The 9,446-nt window shown below is 68.7% G+C and carries 10 protein-coding genes; 8 read left to right on the forward strand and 2 right to left on the reverse strand.

Going from position 1 to position 9,446, the window contains the following annotated elements:
• The first annotated feature begins 143 nt into the window (after positions 1-143).
• Genes LXN01_RS15625 through LXN01_RS15650 form a run of 6 tightly spaced genes read left to right on the forward strand, consistent with a single transcriptional unit; the run spans position 144 to position 8,079 of the window.
• Positions 144-1,811 (forward strand): ABC transporter substrate-binding protein, encoded by a 1,668-nt coding sequence (locus tag LXN01_RS15625; protein ID WP_236866707.1) that lies wholly within the window; start codon positions 144-146, stop codon positions 1,809-1,811.
• Positions 1,811-2,734, forward strand: coding sequence for an ABC transporter permease (locus LXN01_RS15630; RefSeq protein WP_236866709.1), 924 nt, complete (start codon positions 1,811-1,813; stop codon positions 2,732-2,734). Before LXN01_RS15625 ends, LXN01_RS15630 begins: the two co-directional genes overlap by 1 nt.
• On the forward strand, positions 2,731-3,618 hold the full coding sequence (locus LXN01_RS15635) for an ABC transporter permease (RefSeq protein WP_236866710.1): 888 nt from the start codon (positions 2,731-2,733) through the stop codon (positions 3,616-3,618). Before LXN01_RS15630 ends, LXN01_RS15635 begins: the two co-directional genes overlap by 4 nt.
• On the forward strand, positions 3,615-5,315 hold the full coding sequence (locus LXN01_RS15640) for a dipeptide ABC transporter ATP-binding protein (protein ID WP_236866713.1): 1,701 nt from the start codon (positions 3,615-3,617) through the stop codon (positions 5,313-5,315). Before LXN01_RS15635 ends, LXN01_RS15640 begins: the two co-directional genes overlap by 4 nt.
• Positions 5,312-6,700, forward strand: a complete 1,389-nt coding sequence (locus tag LXN01_RS15645) for an acyl-CoA dehydrogenase family protein (protein ID WP_236866715.1) — start codon at positions 5,312-5,314, stop codon at positions 6,698-6,700. The genes LXN01_RS15640 and LXN01_RS15645 overlap by 4 nt, the downstream gene beginning before the upstream one ends.
• A complete protein-coding gene (locus tag LXN01_RS15650; protein ID WP_336885287.1) occupies positions 6,697-8,079 on the forward strand; it encodes an LLM class flavin-dependent oxidoreductase in 1,383 nt (460 codons plus the stop codon). The genes LXN01_RS15645 and LXN01_RS15650 overlap by 4 nt, the downstream gene beginning before the upstream one ends.
• A 27-nt stretch (positions 8,080-8,106) precedes the next feature.
• Here LXN01_RS15650 and LXN01_RS15655 read toward each other — a convergent pair whose 3' ends face one another.
• The gene (locus LXN01_RS15655; RefSeq protein WP_236866717.1) at positions 8,107-8,493 is read right to left on the reverse strand and encodes a VOC family protein; all 387 of its coding nucleotides are present in this window, start codon (positions 8,491-8,493) and stop codon (positions 8,107-8,109) included.
• Positions 8,490-8,810 carry an ArsR/SmtB family transcription factor gene (locus LXN01_RS15660; RefSeq protein WP_236866718.1) on the reverse strand — a complete coding sequence of 107 codons (321 nt, stop codon included), beginning with the start codon at positions 8,808-8,810 and terminating at the stop codon, positions 8,490-8,492. The genes LXN01_RS15655 and LXN01_RS15660 overlap by 4 nt, the downstream gene beginning before the upstream one ends.
• 144 nt (positions 8,811-8,954) lie before the next feature.
• Here LXN01_RS15660 and LXN01_RS15665 point away from each other — a divergent pair, with 144 nt between their 5' ends.
• Together LXN01_RS15665 and LXN01_RS16530 are read left to right on the forward strand one after the other, a co-directional pair.
• Positions 8,955-9,239 carry an antibiotic biosynthesis monooxygenase family protein gene (locus LXN01_RS15665; RefSeq protein WP_236866720.1) on the forward strand — a complete coding sequence of 95 codons (285 nt, stop codon included), beginning with the start codon at positions 8,955-8,957 and terminating at the stop codon, positions 9,237-9,239.
• 35 nt (positions 9,240-9,274) lie between these two features.
• Positions 9,275-9,446, forward strand: a 172-nt coding sequence (locus tag LXN01_RS16530; RefSeq protein WP_439098460.1) for an alcohol dehydrogenase catalytic domain-containing protein, incomplete at its 3' end; no start/stop codon positions are given.

Consider the following 9,446-nt stretch of genomic DNA (forward strand, 5'->3'; position numbering starts at 1 on the left):
TACGCGCCCTCCGTGACCTGGGTCATAAAGGAGTCACAATCTGCCCTCTGACGTCGCAAAACGTCGCCCTTCGTCGCGCATTTTCGCCTTCTTCCGAGGCCCTTTTAGCGTGATCGTGTTCACCCTCGGAAGAAGGAAAACACATGTCCCCACGATCACTCCGCCGCCGGGCCGAGGGTCCGGCCGGATTCGCCGGAATCCTCGCGGCGTCCTCTGCCGCCCTGCTCGTCCTGTCCGGGTGCGCGACCGGAACGTCCTCCGCCGCCGAAGGAACGGCTGGGACGCCCACGCGCGGCGGGACGCTCACCGTCGCCACCAACGGTCAGGAGCCGGACTGCATCGACCCGCTGGTGAACTCGACCGCCGGGGTCTCGGTGTCGCGCCAGTTCTCCGACTCCCTCTTCTGGCAGACCGAGGACGGCAAGTTCGAACCGTGGCTGGCCACCGGCTATGAGGTCAACGAGGACGGCACCGTCTATACCCTCGGCATCCGCGAGGGCGTGACGTTCACCGACGGCGCACCCCTCAACGCCGAGGCTGTGAAGACGAACTTCGACTACATGGTCGACCCCGCCACCAAGTCGCAGCTCGCGGCGGCCTACTTCCGCCCTTACGAGAAGTCCATCGTCAAGGACGAGTACACGCTCGAAGTCCACCTCAAGCAGCCCTACAACTCCTTCATCAACATCCTCGCGCAGAGCTACTTCGCCCTCCTGTCGCCCAAGCAGATCACCGAGGCGCCGGAGACCACGTGCGACAAGCCGATCGGCTCCGGACCGTTCATCGTCGAGGAGTGGAACAAGGGCAGGAGCGTCGAGTTCGTGCGCAACGACGACTACGACTGGGGCCCGCCGGGGACCCACGACGGTCCCGCCTACGTTGAGCGCTTCAACCTCCTGTTCATCGACGAGGACCAGGTGCGGGCCAACGCGCTCCGCTCCGGGGAGGTCGACGCCATCGACTTCGTCCCCACGGAGAACATGGAGGAGTTCGAGGCCAGCAGCGACTACGGCTACATCGAAGCCGTGCGCCCGGGGACGCCCTACGCGATGCACCTCAATACCGCACGCGCCCCGTTCGACGACAAGCGGGTACGGAAGGCGCTGCTGCACTCGATCAACCGACCGGAGATCGTCTCCGCCGCCTCGTTCGGCCAGTGGGAGACCTCGAACTTCCTCACCCCGTCGACACCCGACTACTCCGCCGAGCTCGGCGCTGCCATCGAATACGACGTGGCCAAAGCCAACGCCCTGCTCGACGAGGCCGGCTGGACCGAGCGCGACAGCGACGGCTACCGCGTCCAGGACGGAAAACGCCTGACCGCGGCCGCGCCCCTGGACGGGACGAACGCTGCGCGTCAGCGTCTGGCGGTGCTCGCCCAGGCCAGCGCCAAGGAGGTCGGGATCGAGATCGAGATCGAGCTCCTCGCGTGGCAGCAGCTCTCCGAGCGCATGTGGTCCGGCGACTACGACATCTACTCCGGGCTGTGGTCGTCCAACACGGCCGACATGCTGTGGCTGCGCTGGTCCTCGGCGAACATCTCCACCCCGGAACTCGTCGGCCAGAACCAGTCGAACTTCGCCAACCGCGAGTTCGACGAGCTCGTCGACCGGGCCCGGGTGTCGATCGACCCGGAGGAGCGCAAGGAGCTCTACCGCCAGGCGCAGGCCCTCCTCATCGGGGAAGTGCCCAGCATCCCGCTGTACGGCGACCCGCGGTCCGCCGCGTTCCCCAACACCGTGCAGGGCGTGAAGTTCGACTACGCCTACCTGCAGCCCTACTGGTTCGACACCTGGGTGGAGGAGAAGTGATGCTTCGGCTGATCATCATGCGGCTGCTGGCCGCCGTGGGCGTCGTCCTCGGGGCGGCCGTCGTCACCTTCTTCGCCACCCGCGCCATGGGCGATCCTGCCCTGGCCATCGCGGGCGGCCCCGAATCGCAGCCCACTCCCGAGGTGCTGGCCCAGATCCGTGCCGACTACGGCCTCGACGACCCACTCGTCGTCCAGTTCCTGGCCTACCTGGGCAACCTGCTCACGGGGGACCTCGGCACGTCCTATCGCCTGGAGGTGCCGGTGACGGCGGCGATCGGCGAACAGCTGCCCTCCACGCTGCTGCTCGCCCTCGGGGCCGCCGTCGTCGCCGTCATCGTGTCCTTCGTGCTGGCGCTCGCCACGGCGGGACGCCCCTCCCGGAAGGCGTCGGGAGTCCTCGAGCTCGCATTCGCCTCGACGCCGGTGTTCTGGCTGGGACTCCTGCTGCTGAGCCTGTTCTCCTACGGCCTGGGGTGGTTCCCGAGCATCAGCACCTCCGACCCGCGGTCCCTGGTGCTCCCCTCCGTCACTCTCGGCCTGCCGATCGGCGGGCTCCTCACCCAGGTGCTGCGCACCGCGTTGGAGGAAGCGCTCGAACAGCCCTTCGTGCTCAGCGCCCGTGCGCGGGGACTGGGCGAGGCGGCGGTGCGGCTGCGCCACGCCCTTCGGCACTCGCTCATCCCTTACCTCACGATGTCGGGCTACGTAGCCGGTGCGCTGCTCGGCGGGGCGGTGATCACGGAGACGCTGTTCAACCGACAGGGGATCGGCAGCCTCCTGCTGAGCTCGGTCACGACCCAGGACCTGCCGGTGGTCATGGGCATCGTCGTGCTCAGCGCCGCGATCTTCGCGCTGGTCAACCTGCTCGTCGACCTCAGCTACCCGATCATCGACCGACGCCTGAAGGAGCACGCCGCATGAGCACCGCATCAGCCCCTGCGATCCAGGGATCAGCACCCGCCGAGGCGCCCGCCCGTCTGCGTGCACGCTCGGGTGTGTGGGTCGGCAGGATCCCCGCGATCCTCGCCGCCGCCCTCCTCGGCTTCTACCTCGTGGCGGCCTTCGTGCCGGGGCTCCTCGCACCGCACGACGCCGCCGAGGTGAACCCGAACAGCATCCTGGCCGCGCCCAGCCCCGCGCACCCCTTCGGCACCGACGAACTCGGCCGCGACATCCTCAGCCGGATCATCCACGCCGCGGGCAACAGCCTGCTCCTGGGCTTCGGCGCCGTGGCGATCGCCCTCGTCGGCGGCACCGTGCTCGGCCTGTCCGCCGCGCTGGGCCACCGGTTCACGAACGCGATCCTCATGCGCTTCGTCGACATCGGACTGGCCTTCCCCGAACTGCTGCTCGCGCTCCTCGTCATCGCCATCGCCGGCGCCGGTCCCACCAACGCACTGTTGGCGATCGGCATCGCGACGATTCCCACCTACGCCCGGGTGATCCGCGCCGAGGCGCTGTCGGTCCGGCGCTCCACCTACGTCGAAGCCGCCAGGGCCCTCGGCCAACCGGAGTGGAAGGTGCTCGTGCGGCATGTGCTCCCCAACGCGCTGCGGCCGCTCATCGTCATCGCGACGATCGGCGTCGGCACCGCCACGCTCGCCGGCGCCGGCCTCAGCTTCATCGGCCTGGGCGTGTCCCCGCCCACCCCGGAATGGGGCTCGATGCTCGCCACCGCCCGCTCGTTCCTCCAGCAGGCCTGGTGGTACGGGGCATTCCCCGGACTGGCCATCACCTCCCTGGTCGTCAGCACAACCGTGCTCGGCCGCGCCCTGCAAGCCCGAACGGAAGGACGAGCAGCATGAGCACAGCATCGGACACCCAGACCCGCACGGCACCCGCGCCCGCGGATCCCCGGCCCTCGGCGGGCGCCTCGGCCCCGGGAAGCCAGGACTCGGAGGTTCTCCTCTCCGTGGAGAACCTGCGGATCGGCTTCGGCCACGACGAGCCCGTCGTCCATAACAGCTCGTTTCAACTCCGCCGCGGCCAATGCCTGGCCATCGTCGGCGAATCCGGCTCCGGCAAGTCTGTCACCGCGCGAGCAGTGATCGGACTGGCCGGCAGGCGGGCCCGCGTCGAGGCCGCCAGACTCGAACTCGACGGCATCGACCTGCTGCGCCTGAGCGAACGCCGGTGGCGCGAGGTCCGCGGCAACCGGATCGGGTTCGTGCTGCAGGACGCGCTGGTCTCCCTCGACCCCCTGAGGACGGTCGGCGCCGAGGTCTCCGAGGCCGTCGGCGCCCACCACCCCGAGCTGACGAAGGCCCAGCGCAAGCAGCGCGCGATCGAGCTCCTCGGCAGCGTCGGGATCCCGGATCCGGAGCTGCGCGCTGAGCAGCTGGCGCACGAGTTGTCCGGCGGACTGCGCCAGCGCGCGCTCATCGCCACCGCGCTGGCCGGGGACCCCGACGTCATCATCGCCGACGAACCCACCACGGCACTCGACGTCACGGTCCAGGCGCAGATTCTCGAGCTGTTCGACGAGCTCAAGAGCGAGGGCCGCGCGCTTCTCGTCATCAGCCATGACCTGGCCGTCGTCGGGCGGCTGGCCGACCGGATAGCGGTGATGAGGAACGGGCGGATCGTCGAGCACGACGACTCCGACCGCGTGTTGTTCGCGCCCGAGGACGACTACACCCGGATGCTCATCGACGCGGTGCCGGAGGGCAGGTCCCCCGCCCTGGGCGAGGTGACGGGACCGGTTGTCGCGCGGGTCGAGGCGGTCGAGAAGACCTTCGCCTCGCCGGACGGGAGTGTCCGGAACGCGGTCGACGGCGTCTCCTTCGAGCTGCGTGCCGGGGAGACGCTGGGACTCGTCGGCGAGTCAGGTTCGGGCAAGACCACCACCGCGCGCATCCTGCTGGGGCTCACCGCTCCGGACGCGGGCCGGGTGGAGATCGACGGCACGGCTTGGGCCGACCTGTCCCGCGGGGCACGCATCGCCCACCGGCGCAGCGTTCAGACGGTCTACCAGGACACCCTCGGGTCGTTCGACCCCCGGTACTCGGTGGAGAAGATCCTGCACGAGGCGCTCGGCGTGACCGGACTGCCCCGCTCCGCACGCCGGGCGCGGACCGCCCAGCTGCTCGACGCGGTAGGGCTCAGCCGCACGGTCCTCGGCCGCCGGCCCCTCGACATGTCGGGCGGGCAGCGCCAGCGCGTGGCCATTGCGCGGGCACTCGCTCCGCAGCCGCGCATCATCGTGTGCGACGAACCGGTGTCCGCGCTCGACGTGTCGATCCAGGCGCAGGTCCTGGACCTCCTCACCGAACTCCAGCGTGAGACCGGCGTCGCCTACCTTTTCATCTCGCACGACCTCAGTGTGATCAACCACGTGAGCCATCGAGTGCTCGTGATGAAGAGCGGACGAGTCGTCGAGCACGGCGAGGTCGAGGACGTGTTCACGCGGCCGCAGCACCCCTACACCGCCGAGCTCGTCGCCGCGATCCCGCGCCTGCACGCCCCAGCAGAGATCCCGATCCGGAAGGACACAGCACTATGAGCACAGGAGACACCGCGCTCGCCGCTCCGGCGGAGCAAGCCCAGACCACATCCACTGCTCCGCCGGCGGATGCCCGGACCGCGCACGCAGGCCCGCCGACATCTCCCGCGCCGGACGGCGAGGAGCTGGCGGCCATCTTCCGCCCCGTCTTCGACCGGATCGCCGCTGGCGCGATCGACCGCGAGACCAGCCGCACCCTGCCCTTCGAACAGGTCGGCTGGCTGCGCGAGGCGCGGTTCGGCGCGCTACGGGTCCCGCGCGAATTCGGCGGCTATGGCGCCACATGGCGGCAGTTCCTTGCCCTGCTCATCGACCTCGCCGCGGCGGACCCGAACATCGCTCACCTGTTCCGCGGGCACATCGCGGTCGTCGAGGAGAAGCTCGTCGCTCCCAAATCGGAGACGCGGAGCCTGTGGCTGCGCCGCTTCGGCACGGGCGACATCGTCGGCAACGCCTCGACCGAGCCGGGCAACACGCCGCTGCTGTCCAAGCAGACCCTGCTCACCCGGAACGGGGACGGCTGGGTCCTCAACGGCACCAAGCACTATTCGACCGGCAGCATCTTCGCCGACTGGATCGACGCCTCGGCCTCCGCCGAGTCCGGCGAGCAGGTCAACGCGCTCGTCAGCACCCGCCAGGCGGGGGTGACGATGAGTGACGACTGGGACGGATTCGGCCAGAAGCTCACCGGCACCGGGACCACGGTGTTCACCGACGCGCTCGTCGAGCCGCACGCCGTGCAGGATCGCACGGACCGGCTCACCTGCATCGGCGCGGTCTACCAGATCGTGCTGCTTGCAGCGGTCGCCGGGATCGCCCGGACTCAGGCCGAGGAGGCCGCCGAGGTGGTGCGCAACCGGAAGCGGGTGTACAGCCACGGCAACGCCGACCTGGTGCGGGACGACCCACAGATCCTGCAGGTCGTCGGCGAGGTCACGAGCGCCGCCGCCGCAGCGCGCTCGCTCGTGCTCGGCACCGCGCCCCTGTTCGAGGTGGCCTTCGGGGAGCGCCGCCGCGCGAACGCCTGCCTTCTGCCCGATGCCGAGGCGTCTGCTGAGTCAGCGTCCGCTGTCAAGGCGCCGGGCGGCGCGGCCTTGGATGCCACCTACGCCGTCGAGCTCGCCGTCTACCAGGCTCAGGTCGTCATCGCGGACATCGTTCCCCGTGCGGCCACCCACCTGTTCGACGCGCTCAGCTCGTCCGCCGTGCGGATCGGCACCGCGCTCGATCGCCACTGGCGCAACGCGCGCACCATCCTGTCGCACAACCCCGTCATCTACCGCGCCCGCTCCGTCGGCGACTACGCCGTCAACGGCCGCACTCCCGCCCTGGTCGCCGCCGTCGGCGTCGCCCCCACCACCAGCGAGAAAGGCACCGATTCGTGAGCCACCTCCTCTTCAACGCCTTCGTCATGAACACCGCCTCCCACATCCAGCACGGGCAATGGCGCCGACCGGACGCCCAGCAGGTCGACTTCGACGACGTCGATGTCTGGATCGACCTCGCCAAGACGCTCGAGGCCGGACTGTTCGACGCGATCTTCTTCGCCGACGTCGTCGGGCTGTACGGCCCGGCCGGCGGATCCTACGAAGTCAACGCCCGCGAGGGACTGCAGATCCCCAGCAACGACCCGTCCGTGCTGCTGTCAGCGCTGGCGGTCCACACCGAGCACCTGGGGCTGGCCTTCACCAGCTCGGTCATGCAGGCCCACCCCTTCGAATTCGCCCGCCGAGTGAGCACCCTCGACCACATCAGCAAGGGCCGCATCGCCTGGAACATCGTGACGAGCACCCAGGAGAACGCCGCCCGCAACTTCGGCTTCGACCGCCTGGTCGAGCACGACGAGCGCTACGAGTGGGCCGCCGAGTACGTCGACGTCGCCTACAAGCTGTGGGAGGGCTCGTGGGACGACGACGCCCTGCTCAAGGATCGCGAGGCAGGGATCTTCTCCGACCACGCGCGCATCCACAAGATCAATCACGTCGGGAAGCGCTATCGGGTCGAGGGGCCGCACCTGCCGTCGCCGTCACCTCAGCGGACGCCGCTGCTCTTCCAGGCGGGGTCGTCGGGGGCGGGGCGGGCGTTCGCCGCACGGAACGCCGAGGCGCAGTTCATCCTCACGCCGCGGCCGGAGGTTGCTGCAGAGCTCATCGCCGACACACGTCGACTGGCTGGTGATTACGGCCGGCTGCCCGAGGACATCAAGTTCTTCCAGGGCATGTCCTTCGTGATCGGCAGCACTGAGGAGGAGGCCAAGCGCAAGGAGGCCGAACTCGAGGAGTGGGTGAGCGTCGACGGATTCCTCGCCCATACCAACCTCGGCGTGAACCAGGACGACGGCACGCCGCTGCCGCCGGACACACCGCTGGCCGAGGTCAAGACGAACGGCGGGCAGAGCCACATCGAGTGGCTGCGCAAGCTCGACCCGGACCGGGAGCCGACCGTGGGGGACCTCGGCCGGCTGGTGGCCCGCCGTCATGTGCGCACCGTCGGGACTCCGGAGCAGATCGCCGATCAGCTGGTCGAATGGCAGCGGGCAGGGGTCGACGGCATCAACATCACGAACTGGACGATCCCGGGATCCTACGAGGAGTTCAACGCACACCTGCTTCCCACCCTGCAGGAGCGTGGGCTGGCCAAGCGCGAGTACGCGCCGGGCACGCTGCGGCAGAAGATGTTCGGCTCCGACCGGCTCAACGAGCGGCACCCCGCCAGCGGTTACCGGGGTGCTTTCGGAAAGGTGGCGGCCGGCCCCGTGAACTGAGCGGCGGGCCGGCCGGACGATCGCGTTCTACGCCATGTTCTGGATCTGGATGAGGTTGCCGCAGGTGTCGTCGAAGACAGCGGTGACGACGGGTCCCATCTCGACCGGCTCCTGCGTGAACTGCACGCCCAGGTCCTTCAGGCGGGCATGTTCTGCCGCGACGTCGTCGACGACGAATGCCGTGAAAGGGATTCCGTCGGCGACCAACGCGTCCTTGAACGGCTTCGCGGCCGGGTGTCCGCTGGGCTCGAGCACCAGCTGCACCCCGTCCGGGCTCTCCGGAGAGACGACCGTCAGCCATCTGGCCTCACCCATCGGAACGTCGTGCTTCTTCTGGAAGCCCAGCACCTCGGTGTAGAACCGCAGGGCCTTCTCCTGGTCGTCGACGAGGATGCTCGTCAGCTCGATCTTCATGGTTCTTCCTCTCTCGCAGTTGCCGGGTCGGATGGTTCCTCCGGCTCGGCGGGCCGGAGCCATCGTTCGATGACCGGCTCGAGTGGCTTCGTGTTGATGTAGTGGTACTTGTAGCGGCCCTCGCGGCGGGTCTGCACGAGCTGGGCCGACTCGAGGACGTCGAGGTGCTGCGAGATCGCCTGCCGCGATGAGTTGAGGTTGTGCTTCATCGACAGCCGTGCGCAGATCTCGAACAGGGTCTGTCCGTTCCGATCCGTCAGCTCGTCCAGGATGGTGCGCCGCGTGGGGTCGGCCAGTGCTTTGAAGACATCAGCCATGGGTTGACGATATGCAAGCGATTGCTTGCGTGTCAATGTCCACCGGTTCCGGGTGGAAGGAAGAATCCGGCAACTTTGCCGACGGGTCCGTTGCCATAATGGGCAGTGGCATCAATGTTCGGGCACGAGAAGCAGGAGGAGACCATGACTGTCGTCAAGATCAACAAGCTGGCTGTGCCGGAGGGGAACGAGGCGGAGCTCGAGCGACGCTTTGCGGCGCGCAAGCACTCGGTGGACAACGCGCCCGGCTTCGAGGGATTCGAGCTGCTCCGACCCACCGGCGGCGAGGCCCACTACTTCGTGATCACTCGGTGGGCTGATGAGGAGAGCTTCCGCGCCTGGGCCGACCAGCGCCAGCCGCGCGAGCCCGGCACCACCGTCTCCTCCGCCGAGGGACTCCTCGAGTTCGAAGTCGTCGACCTGGACTGAGCGTCCACTGGTGCTGGGGTCCGATCCCCACGGAGGTGCAGGTGCGAGTCAGCCACGTCGGCGTCAACCCCGTGGATGGAAAGACTCGTGAGGGGCTGTCGGTCGCGCCGCTCATGGGTGCCTTCCCGATCACAGTCGGGTGGGACGTCGCTGGAACAGTGTCAGCCCTAGCCTCGATCTTTCGTCGTGGTCTCGGTTCGGGTGCGT

The organism is Brevibacterium daeguense (genome assembly GCF_021729135.1).
Taxonomy (GTDB): Bacteria; Actinomycetota; Actinomycetes; order Actinomycetales; family Brevibacteriaceae; genus Brevibacterium; species Brevibacterium daeguense.

Excerpts from the sequence above, each read along its gene's own strand:
- LXN01_RS15640 (WP_236866713.1), top strand. The coding sequence starts at position 3,615 with ATGAGCACAGCATCGGACACCCAGACCCGCACGGCACCCGCGCCCGCG.
- LXN01_RS15630 (WP_236866709.1), top strand. The coding sequence starts at position 1,811 with ATGCTTCGGCTGATCATCATGCGGCTGCTGGCCGCCGTGGGCGTCGTC.
- LXN01_RS15660 (WP_236866718.1), bottom strand. The coding sequence starts at position 8,810 with ATGGCTGATGTCTTCAAAGCACTGGCCGACCCCACGCGGCGCACCATC.
- LXN01_RS15665 (WP_236866720.1), top strand. The coding sequence starts at position 8,955 with ATGACTGTCGTCAAGATCAACAAGCTGGCTGTGCCGGAGGGGAACGAG.
- LXN01_RS15625 (WP_236866707.1), top strand. The coding sequence starts at position 144 with ATGTCCCCACGATCACTCCGCCGCCGGGCCGAGGGTCCGGCCGGATTC.
- LXN01_RS15655 (WP_236866717.1), bottom strand. The coding sequence starts at position 8,493 with ATGAAGATCGAGCTGACGAGCATCCTCGTCGACGACCAGGAGAAGGCC.
- LXN01_RS15635 (WP_236866710.1), top strand. The coding sequence starts at position 2,731 with ATGAGCACCGCATCAGCCCCTGCGATCCAGGGATCAGCACCCGCCGAG.
- LXN01_RS15645 (WP_236866715.1), top strand. The coding sequence starts at position 5,312 with ATGAGCACAGGAGACACCGCGCTCGCCGCTCCGGCGGAGCAAGCCCAG.